This window comes from Aquitalea magnusonii, assembly GCF_002217795.2.
Lineage (GTDB): Bacteria > Pseudomonadota > Gammaproteobacteria > Burkholderiales > Chromobacteriaceae > Aquitalea > Aquitalea magnusonii_B.
In genome coordinates this window covers 2,091,909-2,116,160 of record NZ_AP018823.1, presented here as the reverse complement: position 1 = coordinate 2,116,160, position 24,252 = coordinate 2,091,909, and the positions used below count along the sequence as shown (strand labels likewise).

Below are 24,252 nucleotides of genomic sequence, written 5' to 3'. Positions count from 1 at the left end.
AAAAGGCTGCTCCAGTGGGGCAGCCTTTTTGTTTGGGCATCAGCCGTAACGTTTTCTGGCTTCGATGGCAAGACCGCTGCCGATGCTGCCAAACAGATTGCCTTCCACGTGGCGGGCGTTGGGCAGTTGCTCCTGCACGCATTGGCGCAGCGCCGGCACGCCGCTGGAGCCGCCGGTAAAGAATACGGTGTCGATCTGGCTGGCCTGGATATTGGCATCCTGCAGCAGTTTGTCGATGGTCTTGCCGATTTGCCCCAGCATGCTGGCAATGCTGTGGTTGAACTGCTCGCGCAGCAACTCGGCATACAGGCCGTCTTCGATCAGTTCCAGGTCCAGGCGGTGGCTGTCGCTGCCGGATAGGGCAATCTTGGCTTCTTCCACCTGCATGGCCAGCCAGTGGCCGGCACGCTCCTGAATCAGCTTGAACAGGCGGTCGAAGGCGCGTGGGTCTTCCACGTCGCGATGAATATCCTGCAAATCCATCCATGCCTTGCGGGTGTAGGCAAAGTTGATGGTGTGCCAGGTGGCCAGGTTGAAGTATTGCGCCGAGGGCATTTCGGCATTGTTGCGCAGGCGGCTCTTGAAACCGAACAGCGGCATCACGCCGTGCAGGCTCAGTTGCTTGTCAAAGTCCGTCCCGCCGATGTGTACGCCGCCAGTGGCCAGGATATCGGCGCGACGGTCGTCCAACAGGCGGCGCTCTGGCGACAGGCGTACCAGGGAGAAGTCTGAAGTACCGCCGCCGATATCCACGATCAGCACCAGTTCTTCGCGGGTGATGGAGGATTCGTAGTCGAAGGCGGCAGCCAGTGGCTCAAACTGGAAGGAGATGTCCTTGAAGCCCACCTGGCGGGCAATCTGCGCCAAGGTTTCTTCTGCCTGGGCATCGGCCTTGGGATTGTCATCCACAAAGAATACCGGGCGGCCCAGCACTACTTGTTCAAACGGGCGGCCTGCGGCACGGTCGGCGCGCTGCTTGATTTCCTGGATGAACAGGGTAAGCAGGTGGCGAAATGGCAGGGCGCGGCCTTGCACTTCGGTCTGGCTGTCAATCAGGCTGCTGCCCAGCAGGCTCTTGAGGGAGCGCATCAGCCGCCCTTCGTAGCCTTCGGTGTACTCCAGCAATGCCTTGCGGCCAAACACCGAGTGGTCTTCTTCGTAGTTGAAGAACACAACCGAGGGCAGGGTGATCTTGCCGTCTTCCAGTGCAATCAGCGTATCCGCGCCGGGGCGCAGCCAGCCTACGGTGGAGTTTGAGGTGCCAAAGTCGATGCCGCATGCCCGTGCAGCGCTGCTTGTATTCATGATTCCATCCCGAAAAGCGAGGCGGGATGGTACGCGGAACCGGCCATTTTGGGAAGGGGCCTTATGGTGAGTTGCTGTCTGTTTGCGCGCTTCGATCCGGTTTTGGCGCTGTTTCGGTAGTGGTTTCCCGCTCCTGCATGCGGTGCAGACCGGTGGCTGCGTGGCGGGCATCCTCTTCGCTGTGCAGATAGCGGCGCGTGGTTTGAATACTGGCGTGGCGCAGGTTCTGGCTCACCATCAGCAAGGGAATGCCGGCGTCCAGCTGATGGCTGGCGGCGGTGTGGCGCAGCCAGTGGGTACTGGCCTGCAACAGGCGGGCGCGGGTGTCTGTCTCATGGCAGCGTTCGGCGGCGCGCTGGAATATTTCCTGGCAGATCAGGTAAATCGCCTTGTCACTGATGCCGTGTAGCTGCGTGTTGCGCTGCCCTGGAATGCGGCAGATTAGTGGCGTGCTGTCGGCATGATCCGGCAGCGGCGGCAGTCCCAGCGAGTCTCGGTAGGCGCTCAGTGCTGCCAGCAATTCCTCTGATACCGGAATGTCGGCCAGGCTGCCGCCCTTGCCCTGCACCCGCCACCACCATTGCTGGCGGCGCTGGCTGAAGTCATTCATGCGGGCGTTTGCCACTTCTTGCCTGCGGGCGCCGGTCAGGTAAAGCAGGGTCATCAGCCAGCGCGCACGGGCGGCTTGTAGCTGTTCGCGCCGGCTGGCTGTCGGCAGGTTGCTCAGTGTGTCGAGAATGGCTTGCCAGGCCTGGGTATCGAGAAAGCGTTCAATTGGACGGCTGTCCTGTGGCTGACGCTGGCGCAGCAGTTTGAAGGGGTTGCCACGGCGGTAGCCGGCCTCGCTCAGATAGCTGAACAGTGCCGACAAAATGGTGAGTGCCTGCCGGATGCTGCCCGGCTGCAGGGGGCCGGTAAAGGGTTTCCACTGCGGGTGCTGGCGCGGGCGGGCCGGGCCGATCCAGCGCTCTGGCGGCCATGGGGCTTGCAGGAAGCGTTGGTAGTCCAGTACGTCTTCACGCTGCACCTGCTGCAGTTGCTTGTTGCGATCACTCAGCCACAGCAAGAAGCGCTCGGTCTCCTTGCGGTAGCTGCGCAAGGTGGCGGGGCGGTCAATGAACTCGCTGAGCCACAGCAGGACGGCCTGCTGGTCGGATTGGGCTGCAATCAGTGCCTGGCCTGCTGGTGGCCGGGCGGGAAGGGTGTCTGGCATGTTGTGCCTGATTCTAGAAGCAGGCTGTGGTGGCGACAAGGCTTTTACCGATGGCATGTGCGTTGATTGTGCTGTCTGGTGCTAGCATGCAGTTCCTGTATTGGAGCGCGTGAGAGGAAACAGATGACAAGTCGACCCCTTGTTTGGATTGTCGTGCCGCTGGCACCTGCGGTGATGGCGCAGTTGGAAGCGCAGTATGAATGCCTGCGCGGCTGGGAGCAGCAGGAGCTGCTGGCTGCGGGCAAGGTTTGGCCGGCGGTGCGGGCGGTGGTGACGACGGGCGGTGCCGGGGCTGCGCGCCAGTTGCTGCAGGCGCTGCCTGCGCTGGAGCTGGTGGCATGTGTGGGTGTGGGTTTTGATGCCATTGATGTGGCCTATGCCCGTGAGCGGGGCATTGCCATCACCACTACTCCCGGCGTGCTGGACGATTGCGTTGCTGATACTGCGCTTGCCTTGTTGCTGGCGGTTTTTCGCCGTGTGGTGCAGGCAGATGGCTTTGTGCGGGCGGGTAGGTGGTTGCAGGGAGGATTTCCGTTGACGCACAGTCTGGCGGGCAAGCGTTGTGGCATTGTCGGGCTGGGGCATATCGGGCAGGCCATTGCGCGGCGGGTGGTGGCCTTTGGCATGTTGCCGTGTTATCACGGCCCCAGACCCAAGGTGGGTGTGGACTATCCATACTATGCGGATCTGCTGCAGATGGCGGCGTCGGTTGATGTGCTGGTGTTGTCGCTGCCGGGCGGTGCTGCCACGCGGCATGTGGTGGATGGCCGGGTGCTGGATGCGCTGGGGCCGGAGGGCGTGCTGATCAATATTGCCAGAGGTTCGGTGGTGGATCAGGCCGCGCTGGTGGAACGCCTGCTTGATGGCCGCCTGGGTGGGGCCGGGCTGGATGTGTTCGAAGATGAGCCGGTGGTGCCGGATGCGCTGTGTAAGCTGGATAGTGTAGTGCTTACCCCGCATATAGCCAGTGCCACGCTTGAAACACGGGCGGCCATGGCGCAGTTGATGCTGGACAATCTGCAGGCACACTTTGCCGGCAGATCATTATTGACGCCGCTGTCCTTGGTTTGATGCCTGCCTTGAATTCTGCTGGTTGATCCAGCTATAGATGAGAAGGCACTGGTTATTTGGCCAGGGGAACAGGGTGAGAACAAATGCATGAAAAACCAAAAATACTGGTGGTGGACGATGTACTGATTACCCGCCGTCTGATGAAGGCTGGGTTGGCGCATTGTTTTGAAGTGCTTGATGCGGAAAGTGGGGAGGATGCGCTGGCCATGCTGGAAACGGTGCAGCCGGCGGCTATTGTGCTGGATGTGGAGATGCAGCCTGGCATGGATGGTTTCGAGGCGTGCAGGCGCATTCGCGGTGATGAGCGCTTTGCTTGTATCCCGGTTGTATTTGTTTCCGCCAGGGATGCGGTGGAGGACAGGCTGAGTGGTTACGAAGCCGGGGGTGAGGATTACATTGTCAAGCCGTTTTCTGCTCCGGAGCTGGAAGCCAAGTTACAGAAACTGATTGCCGCAGCCGAGGAGCGGCAGCGTTTGAATGGGCTGGCCCGTGCGGCAAGCAGCGCCGCCATGACGGCCATGATCAGCATGAGTGAGATGGGGGCCTTGCTGGAAGTGATCAAGCAGTTGGGTTCGGCTGGTGGTCTGCATGAGCTGGCGGATGCCATGGTGGCGGGCATGGCTTTGTATGGTTTGCAGGGCAGTGTGCAGTTGCGTACAAGCGAAGGGGTGGTGATGCGCAGCAGTGACGGAGAGATCAGTCCGCTGGAGGCGTCAGTGCTGGATCATTTGATGAAAATGGGGCGTCTGACGCAATTCAAGAGCCGGATGATCATCAACTTTCCGTCGGTGTCCTTATTGGTGCGTGATATGCCGCAGCATGATGAGGAGCGTTGCGGTCGTTTGCGCGACCATTTGTCCATGTTGCTGGAGGCGGCCAATGTGCATGTTGAATCCTTGGCGCGGATGGCGGAGGCGCGTCGTCGTGATGACCTGATTGTGCAGGTGGCCTTGCGCATGATTCAGACGCTGGGTGAGGTGGATAGGGCGCAGCGAGACAATCAGGTGGCAGGCCGTATCGCGCTGGAGGGGATTCGGCAACGCATAGATGAGGCCTGCGTTTCCATGTTGCTGACCAATGGGCAGGAGATTCTGTTGGGAAGGGCGCTGGATGAGGGGATTGAGGCGTTGTTGAATTCCCAGTCAGACCTGACTGATTTGCAGGACATGCTGTCACGCATGGTGGTGGAGTTGCGCCAGGTGGCAGGTGTGTTTGCGCATTGAGTTGAGGTGATGCGCCAGCTTGGTGGCGCGGCGTGTTTGCACGCGAAATATTGTTGCGGAGTGTGATGCAAGGCCCGGCATGTGTTGCCGGGCCTTTTCTTTGCCGGGTGCGTTTATTTGGCAGTGCTTCTTTGTGGCGGTGATCGATAACTACCGATAAGTCTAGTAATCGGAAAAATTATTCAGACTGATGTAATAAAATAATGTAATACGTAATAAATTACGCCTGTGATACACTGCACTCAGTTCAACTTGAGGTGAGATGGTGATGGCTGCAGATATTTATGCGCGCATCCGGCAAGTGGCATTTGATCTGGTGGGCGAGGGCATCTGGCCCACGGTGGTGGAGGTGCGCTCTCGTCTGGGAACGGGCTCCAATACCACCATCAACAACACGCTTAAAGAGTGGCGGCAGGAGTTTTTGTCGCGCATGGCCAGTTCGTCGCGATATCCGGATTGGCCGACTGGTCTGGCCGAGGCGTTTGGCATGATCTGGCAAAAGTCTTGCGAGGCGGCTGAGCAGCAGTGGGAAGGGATGCGCAAGGAAGCGGCTGCCCAGGTGGCGGCCGCTGAGCAGGAAAAAACCACGCTGCAAGCGCAGTTGGAAAGCGTTGAGTCCGCCCTGCAGTCATCGCTGCGAGAGCTGGAGTTGCGTGCGGCACGTCAGCAAGAACTGGAGGCCAAACTGCAGGCCGCAGAGCAGCGGCATGCACTGTTGGAAGCCAACTGCCTTGGCCTGAACGAACAGTTGGAGCAAGGGCGTCAGTCCTTGCTGCAACTGCGGCAAGAGGCCGAAGAGCGTGTGGCTGAGCTTGAGTCCCGTCATGATCAGCGGCTGCAAGAGGCACGCCAGGAGGCTGAGCGGCGCGAGACGCTGGCTTATGAGCGTCTGGAAGGTTTGCGGGTCCGCCTGTATGAACAGGTGGAGGAGGAGCGTCAATCCATGAAGCTGGCAACCGCCTCCTTGCAGGATGAGCTGCAGGCTGCGCGTCTGCAGGCGTCCCGTACAGAGCAGCAATGGCGCGAGCGACTGGCCGAGCGCGATCGGGAGGCAGGCAAGCAGGCCGCGCGCCTGGAGATGCTGGAGCTGCGCAATGCAGAATTGCAGCAGGCTTGCGAACGACAGTCCGTGCTTAGCGAGCAAGCCAGTGCGCGCCTGCTGGACATGGCAGGCGAAAATGCACGGCTGGCAAGTGAAATGTCAGCCGGCCTGGAGCGGCAATTGGCGCGGCTGGCCAGCGCCATGCATGATGCCAGACAGGACTTGCTGGTGCTGGATGAGGCAGGTATGCGCGAATGGGTTAGTCGCCAACTGCAACTGCCTTTGGGGTGAGTCCGTGTCAGCACAAACAACGGATGCATTGGCATCTGTTGTTTGTGCATTGGGTGGTGAATTTCAGAACAGGTGCTGCAAGGCCGTGCAGATTTGTTCCAGGTATCTGGCATCGGTGCTGTCAAATTGATCGAGCTTGCTGGAGTCGACATCCAGTACGGCCACGACTGTGCCACCGGCATCGCGAATCGGAACCACGATTTCCGAGCGGGCGCTGGACGAGCAGGCGATGTGGCCAGGAAAGGCATCAACATCCGGCACCACCAGGGTGCGGTTTTGCGCCCAGGCGCTGCCGCATACCCCCTTGCCATGCGGGATGCGTGTGCAGGCAATCGGGCCTTGAAATGGTCCCAATACCAGTTGCTGGTTTTTCACCAGATAAAATCCGGTCCACAACCAGTCGAATGTGCTGTGCAGTGCCGCGGCCAGATTGGCCAGTGCTGCAATCCGGTCGTCTTCATGCTGTACCAGTGCCTGGGCCTGGGGCAGCAAGGTCTGATACTTTTCTTCTTTGGTTTCGCCCTGAATGGTCAAATGTTCAGCCATGTCTTGCTCTGCTAGGTAATTCAAGGCCGTTAGCATAGCAGATTGTCCGCCCGGAAAAAGCCAGTAAAAAACCCGGCGAAGCGCCGGGTTTTTGTGCAAGGCCGTGCAGGATGGGCCTACATCATGTGCTGACCACCGTTGATGGCCAGGTTGGCGCCGGTCATGAAACCGGATATGTCTGATGCCAGGTAGTTGATCAGGCCGGCAATTTCTTCCGGCTTGCCCAGGCGGCCTACCGGAATGTTGGCGATGATCTTGTTGCGTACTTCTTCCGGCACGGCCATCACCATGTCGGTAGCGATATAGCCAGGCGAGATGGTGTTGACGGTGACGCCCTTGCGTGCCACTTCCTGGGCCAGGGCCATGGTAAAGCCATGCATGCCGGCCTTGGCGGCGGAGTAGTTGGTTTGGCCAAACTGGCCTTTCTGGCCATTGATGGAGGAGATGTTGATGATGCGGCCAAAGCCACGCTCCACCATGCCATCCAGTACCGGTTTCACCATATTGAACAGCGAATCCAGATTGGTCTTGATGACGGCGTCCCAGTCATCCTTGGTCTGCTTCTTGAACGTGCCATCGCGGGTGATGCCGGCATTGTTGACCAGTACATCCACGGCACCCACTTCGGCTTGTGCCTTGGCCAGCATGGCGGCGCAGGCGGCGGTGTCGGTAACGTCACACTGATAGGCATGAATGTCGGAAAAGCCCATGCCCTTCATGTCAGCCAGCCAGGCTTGCTCCTTGCCCGGTTTGCTGTAGGTGGTGATCACGGTGTGGCCGGATTCGGCCAGGGCCTTGCAGATGGCGGTGCCAATGCCGCCCATGCCTCCGGTTACGAGTGCGATACGTTTTGTCATGATGCTGGCTCCTTGTCTTTGTTGGGGCGAAAGTCGCTGGTCTCGGTCTGGTTTTACTGTTTTCTTACCAGAATATGAGTCCGACACGGAATTGTAAACAGCTTGGATGACAAAACGTTTTATGCAGATTGATTTAGCAATTCATTACTCAAACGTTGGAGTAAATCCAGTCTTTGTGCTGCAATTCTTCCATCGGCTGCTGCTTGCTTGATGGCGCAGTCAGGTTCCTTGCGGTGTGTGCAGTTGTGAAAACGGCACTGACCGATCAGCGGGCGCATCTCCGGGAAGTAGTGCAGCAGGTCGCTGGCTTGCAGATGTTTGAGCCCGAATTCCTGCAGGCCGGGGGAGTCGATCAGGTCGCTGCCCGGCGAGAGGCTGTCCAGGTGATATAGCGTGGCGTGGGTGGTGGTGTGGCGACCGGAGTCCAGTGCCTCGGAAATATCACCGATGCGGGCATTGGCCTCCGGCAGCAGGGCATTGGTCAGGGTGGACTTGCCCATGCCGGACTGGCCGACAAACACGCAGGTTTCGCCATCCAGTAACGGCAATAGTGGTGTCATGTCTTGTTTGGCGGACAGGGTGATCATCTTGTAGCCCAGTGCGGCATAGGGCTGCAGTTTTGCCACCAGCGCAGCGGTTTCGGGCAGGTCGGCCTTGTTGATCAGGATGACTGGGTCGATGTCGGCTGCCTCGGCGGCAATCAGGCAGCGGTTGAGCAGTTCCTCGCTGGGGCTGGGGACGGCGGCAATCACGAACAGGATGCGGCTGACGTTTGCCGCAATGACCTTGGTTTTCCATTCGTCCTGCCGGTATAGCAGGCTGCTGCGCGGCAGGCTGTCTTCGATGACGGCCTGTTCCTTGTTCTGGATGAGGATTTCCACCCGGTCGCCACAGGCAAAGTCCACCCGTTTGCCGCGCGTGGAACAGCCGTAGGTCTGGCCCTCTGCTTCAACAATGAAGCGGCGGCCATGGCTGCGGATGATCTGTCCGGTAGCTGCTCTCATGCGCGTCCTTGCAGTGCTTCGGTTTTGGCAGCACAGATGAAATCGTTAAGGGTGAGTCCGCCGGCATCGTGGGTGCTGAAGCACACCACCACGCGGTTGTAGTGGACCGACAGGTCGGGGTGATGGTCTTCCTGATGGGCAATCCAGGCCAGGGCATTCACAAAGGCCATGGTCTGGTAGTAATCGGCAAAACGGAAGGTCTTGCACAGCTCGATGCCCTTGATTTCCCAGTCCGGCAGTTTGGCCAGAAACTGGCTGGTGGTGTTGGCGTCCAGCGGGCTCAGGCCGTGGGCTGCCTCGCAATGCAGTTCGAGCAGATTCATTATCGGGCTCCTTTCAGGTGGGCGATGCGCAGGCTCGCTGGTGGGTGGGAGTCGTAAAAGGCGGAGTGCAAGGGGTCCGGTGTCAGGGTGGACGCATTGTCACGGTACAGTTTCACCAGCGCGTCAATCAGGTGCTGGGCATCGGCCTGGCTGGCGGCAAAGCCGTCTGCTTCGTATTCGTGGCGGCGCGACATCAGGCTGGACAAGGGGGTCAGCGGGAAGGTGAAGGCAGGCACGGCCATGAAGAACAGGACCAAGGCCATCGCCGTGCTCGGGGTGCTAACCCCAAGTGCGGCGTAGAACCAATTGGCATCCAGCAATTGACCCAGAATAAACAGAAAGCCCAGCGACAGGGCAAAGGCAAAGCTGATGCGCTTGACAATGTGCTTGCGCTTGAAGTGGCCCAGTTCGTGGGCCAGGACTGCTTCGATTTCTTCCGGTGCCAGTTGTTTTAGCAAAGTATCGAAAAACACGATGCGCTTGGCACTGCCAAAGCCGGTGAAATAGGCATTGCCGTGGCTGGAGCGGCGCGAACCGTCCATCACGAACACGCCTTGGCTGGTAAAGCCGGTGCGCGCCAGCAAGGCTTCGATGCGTTGTTTGAGTTCAAGGTCTTCCAGCGGGCTGAAACGGTTGAACAAGGGGGCGATCAGCGTGGGGTAGAGCGCCACCATCAAGAGCTGGAAGGCCGACCATACCAGCCATACCCACAGCCACCATAGCGGCCCTGCCTGGGCCATCAGCCACAATACCAGGGCCAGCAGCGGCAGTCCGATGACTGCGCCGATCAGGCTGCCCTTGACCATGTCGAGCACGAACATGCGCAAGCTCATCTTGTTGAAGCCATAGCGGGCTTCAATGCGGAAAGTGCTATACAGCGACAGGGGCAGGCTGACCGCAGAGCTGATAAGGGTAACGGCGACAACCAGCAGCAGGCCGCTGGCGACACTGCCCAAATGCCATTGTGCAATGCTGGCTGATAGCCATTGCAGCGTTCCGCCCATGGTCAGGGTCAGGATCAGGCCGGTATCGATGACGGCCGACAACAGGCTCAGCCGGGTTTTGGCCATGCTGTAATCGGCAGCGTGCTGATGTTGTTGCAGGGTGATGCTGCCGGCAAAGTCGGCCGGTACGCTGTGGCGGTGGCGGGCGATATGGCGCAGATGGCGCCAGCCCAGCCACAGTTTGAGTCCAAGCGTGGTGGCCAGTGCGGCCAGAAACAGGATGCGGAATGCCTCGGTCATGATTTACGCAGGTGGGTTTGCCGCCAGGGCGACAATGAAGGAAAATACGCAGATTCGCAAAGATTGGACAGTATGGCACAAGATCAGAACAACCTCATCTGGCTCGACATGGAAATGACCGGGCTGAATCCAGAAACCGACCGCATCATCGAAGTGGCAATGATTGCCACCGACAGCCAGCTTAATATCCTGGCGCAGTCGCCGGTGCTGGTGATTCACCAGCCGGACAGCGTGCTGGATGCCATGGATGACTGGAACAAGAATACCCACGGCAAGAGCGGCCTGATTGACAAGGTCAAGGCGTCAACCCTGACCGAAGCCGAAGCCGAGGCCACCTTGCTGGCCTTCATGGCCGAGCATGTGCCGGCGCGCACTACGCCGATGTGTGGCAACACCATTCATCAGGACCGCCGCTTCATGGTGCGCTGGATGCCGCAGTTGGAAGAATATTTCCACTACCGCAATCTGGATGTCTCCACCCTGAAGGAGCTGTGCAAGCGCTGGAAGCCGGAGGTCGCCCGCGGCGTGGTGAAGCGCGGCAAGCACGAGGCGCTGGCGGATATCGAGGAATCGATCGAAGAACTCAAGTATTACCGCGAGCACTTCATCAAGTTGTGATGTAGTGCTGTTGCTACATGATGGTAATATGCAGGCAGCAAGGGGACGCGAGTCCCCTTTTTCTTGCAAGCTGCCCGCCAGCGGGCGCAGGTTTGCCCAATTGAATTTCCATTTTTGATTGCAGCGATTTCCTCATCATGTTTGACGACAGCAAAGCCGGTATCAACCACAGCCCGGTATGGGCCAGACTCCATCAGCATCAGCGTGCCACTCGCTTTATGCAGATGCGCGAACTGTTTCAGGCTGATCCGCAGCGCTTTGAGCGCTTCTCCCTGCAGCTGGACGGCGTGCTGCTTGATTATTCCAAGAACCGTATTACCGAGCGCACGCTGGAGTTGTTGATCGATCTGGCGCAAGAAGCCGAATTGCCGCTGTGGATGGAGCGCATGCGTAGCGGTGAGCGCATCAATGTCAGTGAAAAGCGTGCGGTACTGCATACCGCCTTGCGCTTGCCCGCTGGCGCTGCGCTGCCGCTGGATGGGACTGACATAGTGCCTGAGGTGCATGCCGTGTTACAGCGCATGCGGCTGTTTACCGACAAGGTACGCAGCGGGCAGTGGCTGGGCTATGCCGGCCAGCCCATCCGCGATGTGGTGAACCTGGGGATTGGTGGTTCTGATTTGGGACCGCTGGTGGTGCAGGAGGCCTTGTCGGCCTATGCCCATCCCGATCTGCGGGTGCATTTCGTGTCCAATGTCGATGGCCAGCATATTGCGCGCACACTGGAACGGCTTGATCCGGCCACCACCTTGTTTGTGATTGCGTCCAAATCCTTTACCACGCCGGAAACCCTGCTCAATGCCGCAGCGGCCAAGGCCTGGTTTTTACGTACGGGCAGCCCGGCCGACATCGCCCGCCATTTTGTGGCGGTGTCCACCAATACCCAGGCGGTTGCTGCCTTCGGCATCGATACCGAGCACATGTTTGGCTTCTGGGACTGGGTGGGTGGTCGTTATTCGGTATGGTCTGCCATCGGTTTGCCGGTGATGCTGGCAGTGGGTTATGACCACTTCCGTCAGTTTCTGGATGGTGGCCATGCCATGGATACGCATTTTTTCAGTGCGCCGCTGGCGCAGAACATGCCGGTGCTGCTGGCGCTGATCGGTATCTGGTACAACACCTTTTATCAGGCGCACACCCACGCCATCATGCCCTACGACCATGGCCTGCGCCGCTTGCCGGCGCATATCCAGCAACTGGACATGGAGTCCAATGGCAAGCGGGTGGGGCGCTTTGGCGAGCCGCTGGATTTCGATACCGGCCCGGTAATCTGGGGCGAGGAAGGTGCCAACAGCCAGCATGCATTCTTCCAGCTATTGCATCAGGGTACCCGCCTGGTGCCTTGCGACTTCATCGTGCCAATGAATGGGCATTATGGCCTGGAGCAACAACACCGCGTGCTGGTGGCCAACTGCTTTGCCCAGGCTGAGGCGCTGATGCGCGGCAAGAGCGAGGCGGAGGTAATGGCCGAGCTGCCAGCACTGTCCGGCGAGGAGCTGGACATGCTGTTGCCGCAAAAACTGTTTCCTGGCAATCAACCTTCCAATACCATTGCGCTGGACAAGGTGACACCCTATACCCTGGGCATGCTGATGGCGCTGTACGAGCACAAGGTATTTGTGCAGGGGGTGATCTGGGGCATCAATTCCTTTGATCAATGGGGTGTCGAATATGGCAAGCAACTGGCGCGGCGCATTCTGCCGGAGCTGGATGCCGCAGCCGATGCCCCGGCTGCACATGATAGTTCCACATTGGGCTTGATCCGCCATTTCAGGAAAACACATGGATGAACAATTGACCGTCTTGGCCGCCCGGCTGGGTGAGCGGCTGATGCAAAGAGGTGAGTGGATTGCTACGGCAGAGTCCTGCACTGGCGGCATGATTGCGGCAAGCCTGACGGATGTGGCTGGCAGCTCGGCCTGGTTTGGCTATGGCATGGTCAGTTACAGCAATCAGGCCAAGCAGGACTTGCTGGGTGTCCGTGCCGCCACGCTGGAGGCGCATGGCGCGGTGAGCGAGGCTGTGGTCAGGGAAATGGCCGCCGGTGCCCGTGAACGTGCCGGGGCTGACTGGGCGGTAGCCGTGTCCGGCATTGCCGGACCGGGTGGCGGCTCCGCTGCCAAGCCGGTGGGAACGGTGTGGCTGGCCATTGCCGGGCCGGACGGCACCGGCAGGGCCTTTGTCTGTTGTTTTCCGGGCGATCGCGCCGCGGTGCGATCGCAAACCGTGCAGGTGGCACTGACGGCCATGCTGGAAGCGCTGGACGATCAGCCGCTGCTTGGCTAGGCCGTACTGGACATGTGTCTTGATAATGACAAAGGGAGCCTTGGGCTCCCTTTGTCATTGCTGCGGTGCTATTGCCGGCGCAGCCAGTCGCGGGTGTGGCAGATCAACTGGTAGGCCACCGATAGCTGGGCCGGGATGGTGGGCAGGGCATCGATGTGATACCAGCCGGCATCTTCGATTTCACCCGGTTGCGGGCGGATGTCGCCGCCATCGTACTCGGCGGTAAAGGCCAGCATCAGCGAGTGGGGGAATGGCCAGGACTGCGAGCAGACATAGCGCAGATTCTTCACCCGCACGCCCACTTCTTCCAGTGTTTCGCGATGGACGCATTGCTCCACCGTTTCGCCCGGTTCAACAAAGCCGGCCAGGGCGCTGTAAACGCCAGGCAGGAAATGCGGGCTGCGTGCCAGCAGTAGTTCGCGGCCCCGGTAGACCGCCACCATCATGGCAGGCGACAGGCGCGGATAGTAAAGCTGGCCGCAACTGGGGCAGCACTTGCCCTGGTCATGCGCGTGTTGCAGCAAGGGGCTGGCGCAATGTCCGCAAAAGCGGTGCGTGTGCTGAAACTGGCGTAGTTGGGCGGCGCGGGCGATGCCTGCGGTTTGTTCCGGCGGCAGTGCCATCAGGGCTGCGCGCAAGGGCAGCCATTCGCCATCTGCCGGTGCCGGGCCGATCAGATCTGCCGCGTACAGGTTGCAGCCTTGCTGCTGGTCGATAAACAGGCGATTGGCCAGCGGCCAGTGGCGGGCGGCATCCGTCGGCAGGGCCTGGTTTTGCAGCAACAGGCGCTGCCCGTCAAAGATGCACCAGCGGGTTGGGAGGTCGGGATTGAAATGTTCGGGTAGTTCGAGCGGCATGATCGGGCTTTGGGAAACTAAGCTGCCAGTGTAGCTGCAGCGCCGGGGAATTGTCTGCTGCATGCACGGCTGTCTGGATAAAAAATTGCCTGCGACACGGCTGGCTGGCCTGTCCGGCTGATGCAGATCAAGCCCGGCGCTGCATTATTCAGTGGCGCTGATCATGCATCCAGCAGGCGCTCTGGCGGCGCACCACTTCGGAGAGCGATCCGCTTTCACGGTAGATTTCACGCAGCCATTGGCTGTCGGACTGGCGCTTGAGCGTGCGTTCACGCAGCGCGGCCAGCTCGGCTTCGCAGTCAAGTGCGGCAGCATGTGTCTGCAGGCTGCCCAGGGTGTGCAGCAGGTCTTCCTGCAGGCTGGACTGCGTACCGGCGGTGCCGTCCACCAGCACGCCATCAAAGCCGAAGCGGCAGGCCTGGAAGCGGTTATAGCTGTAAGTCAGGTAACGCTCCGGGCGGATATCCTGCCATGCCTCTTCCAGGCAGCAGCGCGCCAGCATCTGGGCATAAGCCGCCAGCAAGGTGGGGGTGACGATGTCCAGCGGGGTATCACAGATGCGGATTTCCACCGTGCCGTATTCCGGTTTGGGGCGGATGTCCCAGTAAAAATCCTTCATGCTGGCGACGATGCCCAGCCGTGCCATCCCTTGAAAGTAGTCATTGAACTGTTCCCAGTTTTCCACGCCCGGCATGCAGCCGGACAAGGGGAAGGCGTTGACGCTGGTCAGGCGTGAAGTCTGGAACAGCGTGTCCATGCCCTGGTAGAAGGGCGATGAGGCGGACAGGGCAATAAAGTGGGGAATGTAGCGTGCCAGGTAATGACTCAGGCGGATGGCACTGTCGCCATCTGGGCAGCCAATATGAATATGCTGTCCATAGACAGTGAACTGCTTGGCCAGATAGCCATACAGTTCCGAAACCAGTTGATAGCGTTCCTTGGGATAAATCTGTTGCTCACTCCAGTGTTGGAAAGGGTGTGAGCCGCCGCCGGCCAGGCCCAGATTCAGCTTCTCGGCACTTTGCACCAGTAACTGGCGGATGGCTTGCAGCTCCTGCAGCATGCTGGCGCTGCCGTGGTGTATCGCCGTGCCGATTTCAATCATGCCCTGAGTGATCTCCGGCTTGATGTCATAGCCGTGGGCTTGTCGGTCAATCAGCAGCAGCAGGTCGTCCGAGCCGCGGGTCAGGTTGTAATCGCGGCGGTTGACAATCATCAGCTCCAGTTCCACGCCCAGGGTCAGCGGCGTGCTGTTGTTGAATTCCAGCATTTCATTTCTCCTTGCAGATATCGCCAGTCTGCTGCAGTGCAAAGCGGCATAGCCAGGGCCCTGCCAGTTCGCTGAGCAGCAGCACGGCCATCAGGCAGGCTGCTGCGCTGCTTGCCTGCGCGCCCAATGCCAGCGAACCCATGCTCAGCAGCATGGCACTGCCGCCCGATAGTGGGTTGAGTGCCAGCCCCAGCCATAGGCCGCGTCGGCGGGTAAGGCAGTTGGCCGGTGCCAGCGCAAACCAGAACAGCATGGCAATGGCCGTGCGCAATAGCAGATAAGCGATGGCCAGCGGCCAATGGTGTGCCAGTGCTTGCGGTTGCAGCCAGGCACCGGCTGCCACAAAAAAGGCGACAAAGAAAAAGTGGCTGCCAGTGAGCAGGTCGGGTTCGCTGACGCTTTCGCCGCCGCGCAAATTGCGTGTGGCCAGGCCGAATACCAGCAAGGCCAGCGAGGGCAGGGTGTTCAGCATCACCGCCAGCCCCACCAGCAGGCTAATCAGCCCAAACAGCAGTACGGTGCGGTGCTGGCGCTGGTGGCCCAGCCAGTGGTTGAGGGCAATGGCCAGCAGCCCGGCCAGCAAGCCCAGCAGGCTGGAGCCAAGAATCAGCCAGGCCGGGGTGAGCAGGCTGTCTGCTGACAGATGCTGGTTGAGCAGATGGGCCGAGCCCAGCGCAATGGCAAAAGCCAGCAGGGATAGCAGGCTGGACAGGGCGGTGGCGGTGGCCAGTCGGTCACTCACCTGTCCTTCAGCCCGTCCCTCGCGCATCATCTCCAAAATGACGATGGGTGAGGTTGCCATGCCGATGGCGGCCATGGTGGTGCTGGTCTGCCAGTCCAGTCCGGCATAACTGAGCAATGCGTACAGTGCGGCAAAAACCAACAGGCAATAGCTCAGCGTGCTGAGCAACAGGGTGCGCTCGGCGCGCAGCCAGCGCAGATCCACCCGCCGCCCGCTTTCGAACAGCGCCAGGCCCAGGGCCAGGTTGATGAACAGATCGGCAGCGCGTAGCAGATCCTCATTCAATATGTGCAGGCTGGCTGGGCCGATGATCAGGCCGATCAGCACATAGCCGGTCATGGCCGGCAGGCGGGCAATGCGGTTGGCAATCTGGCCGCCGACTACGCCTAGTGTCAGCAAGATGCCAAAGGCGGCAAGCGGATTCAGGGCAATGTTCTGCCATGGAAAATGTGGCATGGGCGTCTCCGTGGTCTGTGGTTGGGTCTGCGTGGGCAGGGTGGCAAGGCCGGGAGTGGCGCTGGACGATGAGGCCGTGTGGGTACGGCAAAGCAGGGTCTGGTTAATCAGAGACTGCTGATTTAGTAGAAGGGTTCCGCGCCGTGGTCGATTTTTCGCTGCGCAGCCGGCAGCCAGCCGGGGTGGTCGCCATGAAAAACGGCCCTTGCAGGGCCGTGGGATGGGAGGTGGTTGGGGTTAGCGCCGGCGCTGCTCTTGCCACAGCAAATAGCAGCCCAGCAGCAGGCCGAGACCGCATAGCGCCAGCACATAGTGCGCCGGTGCCAGCGGGTTTGTCTTCAGCCATAGCGTTACCGCCATCGGTGTCAGACCACCGAAAATGGCATAGGACAAATTGTAGGAAAACGACAGGCCGCTAAAGCGCACGGCGGCCGGGAAGGCGCGCACCATGACGTAGGGGACGGCACCGACGATGCCGACGCACAAGCCGGTCAAGGCATACAGCACATACAACTGGCTGCTGTCGATGGCGAGCGTGTTGTAAAAGTGATGGCTGCTGGCTCCCAGCAACAGGCTGCCCAGAATGAAAGTCAGGCCGCTGCCGATACGGTCGATGATGCGGCCGGCCAGCATGCAGCCGACGGTCAGGGCGATAATGGCCAGGCTGTTGGCTTTCAGGCTGGTGGTTGCGGCAATGCCAAACTGTTTTTGCAGATAGGTGGGGGTCATCAGGATGACGACCACGATGGCGGCAGACAGCAGCCAGGTCAGCAGCACAGACACCAGAACGGCGTGTTTGTGCTGTTGCAGGACGGTCTTGAGTGGCAGTTCCTGCGCCAGGGTCTTCTTGGCCTGCATTTCGGCAAATACCGGGGTCTCCTCCAGCCATTGGCGCAGATACATGGCGATCAGGCCGAACACGCCGCCAATCAGGAAGGGAAGCCGCCACGCCCAGTCGGCAATCTGGGCCGGGGTGAAGCTGGTATTGATCAGCGTGGCCAGCAAGGAACCCAGCAGAATCCCCGCTGTCAGCCCGGCGGTCAGCGTGCCGCAGGCATAGCCGGTGTGGCGGGCGGGGACGTGCTCGGCAACAAAAACCCAGGCGCCGGGCACCTCGCCGCCGATGGCTGCGCCTTGCAGGATGCGCAAGGCCAGCAAGGCCAGCGGCGCGGCAATGCCGATGCTGGCATAGGTGGGCAGCATGCCCATCAGCAGCGTGGGGACGGCCATCAGCACAATGGACAAGGTAAACATGCGCTTGCGGCCCAGCTTGTCGCCAAAGTGGGCCATCACAATGCCACCCAGCGGGCGGGCCAGGTAGCCGGCGGCAAAAATGCCGAAAGTCTGGAACTGGCGCAGCCAGTCGGGTATGTCGGGCGGGAAAAATTGCTGGCCGATTACCAGAGCGAAAAACACGAAGATGATGAAGTCGTAAAACTCCAGAGCGCCGCCCAGGGCGGCCAATGCCAGGGTGCGGTAATCCTGCAGGGTGAGCGGGCGTGGCGCTGTCAGGCCAGCCTCCTTGTGGTGCGGGGTCATGCGTGATCTCTATATATATGTGGATGGAGCGGCCGATCTGTGTCGGCGTGGTGCCGCGAGGCGGAGCTAGAGAATACGGGAAGGCTGGCGGGGAAGGCAATGCAGGCAGATGCCGCTGGGCGGCATCTTATTGCGCAAAGAGCATTTATACGTGGTAAAAGTTTTTCACAAGATAGGATTAATCAGGAAATCTGGCATGTTTATGCCGGCTGGTGCGCTTGCTGTTGCAGTCCTGATAGCGTGTCGGCGCTTTCTTGCATGATGCGCTCGAACAGTTGCTGCACGCTGGGGATGTCATCAATCAGTCCCTGCACCTGGCCGATGAGTTGTACGCCTTGGTGGTGATCGCCATCTTCGATGGCAAGGCGGATGGATTCGGTGGCCGCGCCAAACAGCGCCAGTTGTCGCAGCTCCTGCGGTTTTTGCAGCATGCCGCCCAGCGCCACTTTCAGCACGGGCATGCCCATCTTGCGGGCTACGCTGCTGGCTTTCCAGGCTGCCGCCAGCAAATTCATCGGCTTGCGGCTGGCGGCGCGGGCGGTGGGGGTGTCCATCATGCGGCACCACAAGCCATCGAAATTGCGTGAGTACAAGGTGTCAGCCACGCCGCGCTGGCGAATCATTTCCTTGCTGGTGGCGTGTACCGGGCTTTCCTGCGTCATCGCCAGGCGGCTGCCCATGGCGACGGCATCGGCCCCCAGCGCCAGCGCGGCCAGCAGGCCGGCCCCACTGCCAAAGCCACCGGCGGCGATGATGGGCAGGCTGCTCACCTGGCGGATGGCCGGAATCAAAACCAGCGAGGTGACTTCGCCGCCATGCGCGGCCGCTTCGTGGCCGGTCACCAGCAAGCCATCCACGCCGGACTTTTCTGCCGAGATGGCGTGTTTTTCCGTTACTACGGTGGCAATCACCTTGCCGCCATAGGCATGAGCCCGCTTGACGATCCAGTCGCCCTTGCCCAGGGAAAAGTTGATGACCGGAACCTGCTCTTCCAGCGCTACCTCACAGTTTTCCCGTGCGCCGGGCATCATCAGCGTGCAGCCAATGCCAAAAGGCCGGTCGGTCAGCGCGCGGATGCGGCGGATGGCCTGGCGCGTCAGCTCCGGTGTCAGCGGGCCTGTGGCCAGAATGCCCAGGCCGCCGGCATTGGCGGTGGCGGCCACCAGTTCGGGAGTGGCGATGTAGCTCATGCCGGGGCAGGCCAGCGGCAGGCGTACGCCGAAGGTTTCGGTAAAGCGGGTTTGCATGATGATGACCTGCAGGTGGTTTACACTAGGCGGCTATTGTTCAGGCTTTTTCCGAAAAATTCAAACGGTTGTTTGATTATGTATATGGTATTGATTGGCTGGCTCTACGTGGTATTGATGCTGGCGGTGGCGCAAAACAGCCTGTGGGCGACATTTTCCATCCTGTTCTTCCTGGGTTTTCTGCCCACCTTGTTTATTGCAAGAATGACACGCCGCAAGTGGCGAAAGCGGCAGGAATTGGCGCGGGAGCAGGCAAAACAGGCCAAGACGCTTGAGTGAGGCGGCTGTGCGGTGCTAGAATCCTGCGTCCTCTGCATTGGGCAGGGGAAACACTACGCACATCCGCGCCAAAGGGTGCCGTCAAAGCAAAAAGACGGTTGTCTGCGCGGATGGAGGCTTAACCCTTTAAGGAGTTTTTGCATGTCCACCAACGTTACCATGCGTCAAATGCTTGAGGCCGGCGTTCACTTCGGCCACCAAACCCGTTTCTGGAACCCGAAGATGGCTCAGTACATCTTTGGCAGCCGCAACAAGATTCACATCATCAACCTGGAAAAGACTCTGCCGCTGTTCATCAGCGCCCAGGAATATGTGCGTCGTCTGGCCGCCAACAAGGGTACCGTAATGTTTGTTGGTACCAAGCGTCAGGCGCGTGAGATCGTCCGTGAAGAAGCTGCCCGCGCTGGCATGCCGTTTGTTGATCACCGCTGGCTCGGCGGTATGCTGACCAACTACAAGACCGTGAAGCAGTCCATCAAGCGTCTTGAAGAAAAGCGTGCCATCCTGGAAGGCGCTGACACCGGTTACAACAAGAAAGAACTGTTGGACCTGCAACGTGAAGTTGACAAGCTGGAACGTTCGCTGGGTGGTATCAAGGATATGAAGGGCCTGCCGGATGCCATCTTCGTTATCGACACTGGCTACCAGAAAGGTACCATTGTTGAAGCCAAGAAGCTGGGTATCCCGGTAATCGGCGTTGTTGATACCAACAACTCGCCGGATGGCATCGACTACGTAGTTCCGGGTAACGACGACTCCAGCCGTGCCATCCGCCTGTACGCTCGCGGCATCGCCGACGCGGTACTGGAAGGTCGCGCTCAGTCGCTGCAGGAAGTCGTAGCCGCCGCTGAAACGGCCCAGGCTGAGTAAGCAGACTCGAAAGGGGGCGCAAGCCCCTTTTTTGAGACCTGACTACCCTTACGTATCGAATACAGGAGTTACAAATGGCGGAAATCACCGCAAAAATGGTTTCGGATCTGCGCGCTGCCACCGGCCTGGGCATGATGGAATGCAAAAAGGCTCTGGTTGAAGCTGAAGGCGACGCAGCCAAGGCTGAAGAAATTCTGCGCATCAAGTCCGGCAACAAGGCTTCCAAGATGGCTGGCCGTCTGGCTGCCGAAGGTATCATCGGTTCTTACGTTGCCGGCGGCGTTGGCGCCCTGGTTGAAGTGAACTGTGAAACCGACTTTGTCGCCAAAGACCCGACTTTCGTTGCCCTGGCCAATGCTGCTGCGCAAGCTGCTGCCACTGCCAACCCGGCTGATGTTGAAGCCCTGTCTGCTGTTGTGATCGACGGCCAGTCCGTGGAAGACATCCGCAAGGCTGCCATCGCCAAGCTGGGCGAAAACATGACCATTCGTCGTTTCGTGCGTTACGAAACCACCGGTACCATCGCCACCTACCTGCACGGTGCCAAGATCGGCGTGATCGTTGACCTGAAGGGTGACGAAGCGCTGGGTCGTGACATCGCCATGCACATCGCTGCTTCCAAGCCGATCTGTGTATCCAAGGATCAGGTTCCGGCCGAGACCCTGGAACAAGAACGCAAGATCTACACCGCTCAGGCTGCCGAATCCGGCAAGCCGGCCGACATCGTTGCCAAGATGGTGGAAGGCCGCGTCAACAAGTTCCTGGCTGAAGTGACCCTGGTGGGTCAGCCTTTCGTCAAGAACCCGGACGTGACTGTAGAAAAACTGCTGGCTGAAAAATCTGCTTCCGTAAACGCATTCGCCATGTTTGTTGTTGGCGAAGGCATCGAGAAGAAGGTTGTAGACTATGCTGCTGAAGTGGCTGCTGCTGCCAAGCTGTAAGTCTGACAAGACTGTATGATCGAACGGCACCCTGCCTGCAGGGTGCCGTTTTGCAAACTGAATGCCCCAAAACACCCAACTCGAGGTTACCATGAGCCAAGCTCCTTCCTACAAACGCATTCTGCTCAAGCTGTCCGGTGAGGCCCTGATGGGCGACGATAACTACGGCATCAACCGCTCGACCATCGAGCAGATTGTCGGTCAGATCAAGGAAGTGGTAGAGCTGGGCGTGCAAGTGGGTATCGTGATTGGTGGCGGCAATATCTTCCGTGGTGTGTCCAGCGCCGCCAGCGGCATGGACCGCGCCACTGCCGACTACATGGGCATGATGGCCACCGTGATGAATGCGCTGGCGCTCAAGGATGCCATGGGCAAGGTGGGCGTGGTGGCACGGGTGCAGTCCGCCCTCACCATGCAGCAGATTGCCGAGCCCTATGTGCGTGGCAAGGCCATGCAATATCTGGAAGAGGGCAAAGTGGTGATTTTCGGTGCCGGCACCGGCAACCCCTTCTTTACCACCGATACCGCCGCTGCCCTGCGCGGCATGGAAATGAACGTCGACATCATGCTCAAGGCCACCAAGGTGGATGGCGTGTACACTGACGACCCGAAGAAGAATCCTGATGCCGTACGCTATCAGACCCTGACCTTCGACGAGGCCATCGGCCGCAATCTGAAGGTGATGGATGCCACCGCTTTCGCGCTGTGCCGTGACCAGCACCTGAATATCAAGGTGTTCAGCATCTTCAAGCAAGGCGCGCTCAAACGCGTAGTGCTTGGCGAAGATGAAGGCACGCTGGTACACTGCTGAGCTTGACGAATACCAAGGGGCGGAAACGGCTGGAAGCCGCTTTCCGCCTTGTTTTTCAAAGTACCGATTTTTGGAGCAAGCATGATTAATGAAGTCAAGAAATCCGCCGAGCAGAAGATGACCAAGTCTCTGGAGGCATTCAAGACCGACCTGACCAAAGTACGTACGGGTCGCGCCCATACCGGCATTCTTGATCATGTCATGGTCGACTACTACGGTAGCGACGTGCCGGTAAACCAGGTGGCCAATGTCAGCCTGATTGATGCCCGCACCATCGGCGTACAGGCATGGGAAAAGAACATGGTGGCCAAGATCGAGAAAGCCATTCGCGATTCCGATCTGGGTCTGAACCCCGCTTCCATGGGCGACATCATTCGCGTGCCGATGCCGATGCTGACCGAAGAACGTCGCCGTGACCTGATCAAGGTGGTTCGTAGCGAGGCGGAAGGCGCTCGCGTGGCTGTGCGCAATATCCGTCGCGATGCCAATAACGAATTCAAGAACCTGCTCAAGGACAAGTCCATTACCGAAGATGACGAGCGCCGTGGTCAGGACGACATCCAGAAAATGACCGACAAGTTCATTGCCGAGATCGACAAGGCGCTGGCGGCCAAAGAAGCAGACCTGATGGCGGTATAAAGGAAATAGCCTTGTTTGGAAGCTCCACCAAGGACGTGCCGGAGGTACACTGCGTGCCCCGGCACATCGCCATCATCATGGATGGTAATGGCCGCTGGGCCAAAAAGCGTTTCCTGCCGCGGGTGGCCGGTCACAAAAAAGGTTTGGACACCGTGCGTGAAATTGTCACCGCCTGCAAGGAAATGGGGGTGGAGTACCTGACGCTGTTTGCCTTTTCCACCGAAAACTGGCGGCGTCCGCCGGATGAAGTCAGTTTTCTGATGGATCTGTTCATCCGTGCGCTGGAAAACGAAGTCAGCAAGCTGCACGCCAACAATATCCGGCTGCGGGTATTGGGTACGCGCGAGCGCTTCAGCCCGGCGCTGGCCGAACGCATACAGGCGGCGGAAGACAAGACCGCTGCCAATGATGGCCTGGTGCTGAGCATTGCCGCTGATTATGGTGGCCGCTGGGATGTACTCAATGCGGTCAATGGCCTGATTGCCGACGGGGTCAGCCAGATTACCGAGGAGGCGCTGGCAGAGCGACTTTCCACGCACTGGGCACCAGAGCCGGATCTGTTCATCCGCACTGGCGGAGAGCAGCGCATCAGCAATTTCCTGCTGTGGCAACTGGCGTATTCCGAGTTGTACTTCACTGATCTGCTGTGGCCGGATTTTGACCGCGGCGCACTTGAAGCTGCCCTGAAATCTTACCGCCAACGTGAACGCCGTTTCGGGCGTACCAGCGAGCAGCTGCCCGAACAGCAGCGCAGAAACTGATCCCTCATGCTCAAAACCCGCATTCTGACTGCTCTGGTATTGCTGCCACTGATGCTGGCTGCCTTGTTTCTGTTTCCGGCATCGGCCTGGGCTGGTTTTTCCTGGCTGATCATCCTGCTGGCCTTGTGGGAGTACTCCCGCATGACCGGGCTGCAAGGTGCGCTGCGCTGGGGCTACCTGGCCGCTACCAGCGCCTTCGCCGCCATTTCCTGGCAACAGGGCTGGCAGATGCCGCTGGCTGCGCATGTGTTGTCGCTGCTGTTCTGGCTGCTGGTGATGCCCTTGTGGCTGGCACGGCGCTGGACGGTAAAAACGCCGCTGCTGGCTTGTCTGCTGGGCTGGGTGCTGATGCTGCCGGCCTGGTATGGCTTTTTGGAGTGGCGGCCGCAGGCTGACGCCAGTCATGCGCTGACCCTGCTGGCCGTGATGGGCCTGGTGTGGGTGGCGGATGTGGCTGCTTATTTTTCCGGCAAGGCATTCGGCAAGCGCAAGCTGGCACCCTCCATCAGCCCTGGCAAAAGCTGGGAAGGCGTATACGGCGCGCTGGTGGGCGTGGCTGTTTATGTGGTCATTGTCAGCCGCCTGGGCTGGATTTCCGTCGGCCTGCCAGTGTGGGCGCTGGTATTGCTGGCCTTGCCGCTGACTGCGGTCAGTGTCTGTGGCGACTTGCTGGAATCCTGGTTCAAACGTGCCTCCGGCATCAAGGACAGCAGCAAGCTGCTGCCTGGTCATGGCGGCGTTTATGACCGAATCGATAGTCTCATTGCCGTTCTGGCAGTCAGCAATGCGCTGCGCGTGCTGGGCGGGCTGTAAGCAC

25 protein-coding genes are annotated in these 24,252 nt (G+C 59.6%); 13 read left to right on the top strand and 12 right to left on the bottom strand.

Translation table 11 applies throughout. From position 1 onward, the window contains the following. Positions 1-39: 39 nt before the first annotated feature. On the bottom strand, positions 40-1,305 hold the full coding sequence (locus DLM_RS10090) for an Hsp70 family protein (RefSeq protein WP_089083197.1): 1,266 nt from the start codon (positions 1,303-1,305) through the stop codon (positions 40-42). Positions 1,306-1,366: 61 nt separating this feature from the next. Beyond that, on the bottom strand, positions 1,367-2,518 hold the full coding sequence (locus tag DLM_RS10085) for a tyrosine-type recombinase/integrase (protein ID WP_089083198.1): 1,152 nt from the start codon (positions 2,516-2,518) through the stop codon (positions 1,367-1,369). A 123-nt stretch (positions 2,519-2,641) separates the two neighbouring features. On the opposite strand from DLM_RS10085, the gene DLM_RS10080 reads away from it, so the two are divergent. From DLM_RS10080 to DLM_RS10070, 3 genes are all read left to right on the top strand, one after another. Further along, positions 2,642-3,589: a 2-hydroxyacid dehydrogenase gene (locus tag DLM_RS10080; protein ID WP_089083199.1), complete on the top strand. Its 948-nt coding sequence runs from the start codon at positions 2,642-2,644 to the stop codon at positions 3,587-3,589. A gap of 83 nt (positions 3,590-3,672) precedes the next feature. Next, positions 3,673-4,812: a response regulator gene (locus DLM_RS10075; protein WP_089083200.1), complete on the top strand. Its 1,140-nt coding sequence runs from the start codon at positions 3,673-3,675 to the stop codon at positions 4,810-4,812. A gap of 268 nt (positions 4,813-5,080) precedes the next feature. Next, the gene (locus DLM_RS10070; protein ID WP_167467085.1) at positions 5,081-6,145 is read left to right on the top strand and encodes a DNA-binding protein; all 1,065 of its coding nucleotides are present in this window, start codon (positions 5,081-5,083) and stop codon (positions 6,143-6,145) included. Between the two features lie 63 nt (positions 6,146-6,208). Here DLM_RS10070 and DLM_RS10065 read toward each other — a convergent pair whose 3' ends face one another. The 5 genes from DLM_RS10065 to DLM_RS10045 all read right to left on the bottom strand — a co-directional run bounded on the left by DLM_RS10065 (position 6,209) and on the right by DLM_RS10045 (position 10,119). Next, on the bottom strand, positions 6,209-6,691 hold the full coding sequence (locus DLM_RS10065) for a GAF domain-containing protein (RefSeq protein WP_089083202.1): 483 nt from the start codon (positions 6,689-6,691) through the stop codon (positions 6,209-6,211). Between the two features lie 116 nt (positions 6,692-6,807). Further along, positions 6,808-7,548: an acetoacetyl-CoA reductase gene (phbB, locus tag DLM_RS10060; protein ID WP_089083203.1), complete on the bottom strand. Its 741-nt coding sequence runs from the start codon at positions 7,546-7,548 to the stop codon at positions 6,808-6,810. A gap of 119 nt (positions 7,549-7,667) precedes the next feature. Beyond that, on the bottom strand, positions 7,668-8,552 hold the full coding sequence (gene rsgA / locus DLM_RS10055) for a ribosome small subunit-dependent GTPase A (RefSeq protein ID WP_089083204.1): 885 nt from the start codon (positions 8,550-8,552) through the stop codon (positions 7,668-7,670). Then, positions 8,549-8,875: a 4a-hydroxytetrahydrobiopterin dehydratase gene (locus DLM_RS10050; protein ID WP_089083205.1), complete on the bottom strand. Its 327-nt coding sequence runs from the start codon at positions 8,873-8,875 to the stop codon at positions 8,549-8,551. Before DLM_RS10050 ends, rsgA begins: the two co-directional genes overlap by 4 nt. After that, positions 8,875-10,119 carry a M48 family metallopeptidase gene (locus tag DLM_RS10045; RefSeq protein ID WP_089083206.1) on the bottom strand — a complete coding sequence of 415 codons (1,245 nt, stop codon included), beginning with the start codon at positions 10,117-10,119 and terminating at the stop codon, positions 8,875-8,877. The genes DLM_RS10050 and DLM_RS10045 overlap by 1 nt, the downstream gene beginning before the upstream one ends. Before the next feature lie 72 nt (positions 10,120-10,191). Between DLM_RS10045 and orn the strand changes: the two genes are divergently transcribed. From orn to DLM_RS10030, 3 genes are all read left to right on the top strand, one after another. After that, positions 10,192-10,737 carry an oligoribonuclease gene (gene orn, locus DLM_RS10040; RefSeq protein ID WP_089083207.1) on the top strand — a complete coding sequence of 182 codons (546 nt, stop codon included), beginning with the start codon at positions 10,192-10,194 and terminating at the stop codon, positions 10,735-10,737. A gap of 137 nt (positions 10,738-10,874) precedes the next feature. Next, on the top strand, positions 10,875-12,527 hold the full coding sequence (gene pgi / locus DLM_RS10035) for a glucose-6-phosphate isomerase (RefSeq protein ID WP_089083208.1): 1,653 nt from the start codon (positions 10,875-10,877) through the stop codon (positions 12,525-12,527). Beyond that, a complete protein-coding gene (locus DLM_RS10030) occupies positions 12,520-13,023 on the top strand; it encodes a CinA family protein (RefSeq protein ID WP_089083209.1) in 504 nt (167 codons plus the stop codon). The genes pgi and DLM_RS10030 overlap by 8 nt, the downstream gene beginning before the upstream one ends. Before the next feature lie 68 nt (positions 13,024-13,091). On the opposite strand, the gene nudC is transcribed toward DLM_RS10030, so the two are convergent. The 5 genes from nudC to DLM_RS10005 all read right to left on the bottom strand — a co-directional run bounded on the left by nudC (position 13,092) and on the right by DLM_RS10005 (position 19,134). Then, a complete protein-coding gene (gene nudC, locus DLM_RS10025; protein ID WP_089083210.1) occupies positions 13,092-13,880 on the bottom strand; it encodes an NAD(+) diphosphatase in 789 nt (262 codons plus the stop codon). Between the two features lie 148 nt (positions 13,881-14,028). Further along, on the bottom strand, positions 14,029-15,150 hold the full coding sequence (locus DLM_RS10020; protein WP_089083211.1) for a YbdK family carboxylate-amine ligase: 1,122 nt from the start codon (positions 15,148-15,150) through the stop codon (positions 14,029-14,031). A 1-nt stretch (position 15,151) separates the two neighbouring features. After that, positions 15,152-16,348: a cation:proton antiporter gene (locus DLM_RS10015; protein ID WP_089083212.1), complete on the bottom strand. Its 1,197-nt coding sequence runs from the start codon at positions 16,346-16,348 to the stop codon at positions 15,152-15,154. A gap of 237 nt (positions 16,349-16,585) precedes the next feature. Beyond that, positions 16,586-17,887 carry an MFS transporter gene (locus tag DLM_RS10010; protein WP_089083213.1) on the bottom strand — a complete coding sequence of 434 codons (1,302 nt, stop codon included), beginning with the start codon at positions 17,885-17,887 and terminating at the stop codon, positions 16,586-16,588. Between the two features lie 200 nt (positions 17,888-18,087). Further along, entirely contained in the window at positions 18,088-19,134 is a 1,047-nt protein-coding gene (locus tag DLM_RS10005) for an NAD(P)H-dependent flavin oxidoreductase (RefSeq protein WP_197715551.1), read from the bottom strand. On the opposite strand from DLM_RS10005, the gene DLM_RS10000 reads away from it, so the two are divergent. From DLM_RS10000 to DLM_RS09970, 7 genes are all read left to right on the top strand, one after another. Beyond that, positions 19,129-19,413 carry a hypothetical protein gene (locus DLM_RS10000; protein ID WP_197715550.1) on the top strand — a complete coding sequence of 95 codons (285 nt, stop codon included), beginning with the start codon at positions 19,129-19,131 and terminating at the stop codon, positions 19,411-19,413. The genes DLM_RS10005 and DLM_RS10000 overlap by 6 nt on opposite strands. 141 nt (positions 19,414-19,554) lie before the next feature. Further along, positions 19,555-20,283 (top strand): 30S ribosomal protein S2, encoded by a 729-nt coding sequence (rpsB, locus tag DLM_RS09995; RefSeq protein ID WP_089083216.1) that lies wholly within the window; start codon positions 19,555-19,557, stop codon positions 20,281-20,283. Positions 20,284-20,357: 74 nt separating this feature from the next. Then, positions 20,358-21,224 carry a translation elongation factor Ts gene (gene tsf, locus DLM_RS09990; protein ID WP_045844998.1) on the top strand — a complete coding sequence of 289 codons (867 nt, stop codon included), beginning with the start codon at positions 20,358-20,360 and terminating at the stop codon, positions 21,222-21,224. A 91-nt stretch (positions 21,225-21,315) separates the two neighbouring features. Continuing rightward, positions 21,316-22,035, top strand: a complete 720-nt coding sequence (pyrH, locus tag DLM_RS09985) for a UMP kinase (protein WP_045844999.1) — start codon at positions 21,316-21,318, stop codon at positions 22,033-22,035. 81 nt (positions 22,036-22,116) lie between these two features. Continuing rightward, on the top strand, positions 22,117-22,674 hold the full coding sequence (gene frr, locus DLM_RS09980) for a ribosome recycling factor (protein ID WP_089083217.1): 558 nt from the start codon (positions 22,117-22,119) through the stop codon (positions 22,672-22,674). Positions 22,675-22,751: 77 nt separating this feature from the next. Continuing rightward, positions 22,752-23,435: a polyprenyl diphosphate synthase gene (gene uppS / locus DLM_RS09975; protein ID WP_231960228.1), complete on the top strand. Its 684-nt coding sequence runs from the start codon at positions 22,752-22,754 to the stop codon at positions 23,433-23,435. 6 nt (positions 23,436-23,441) lie between these two features. Next, positions 23,442-24,248, top strand: a complete 807-nt coding sequence (locus DLM_RS09970; RefSeq protein ID WP_089083218.1) for a phosphatidate cytidylyltransferase — start codon at positions 23,442-23,444, stop codon at positions 24,246-24,248. Positions 24,249-24,252: the final 4 nt, after the last annotated feature.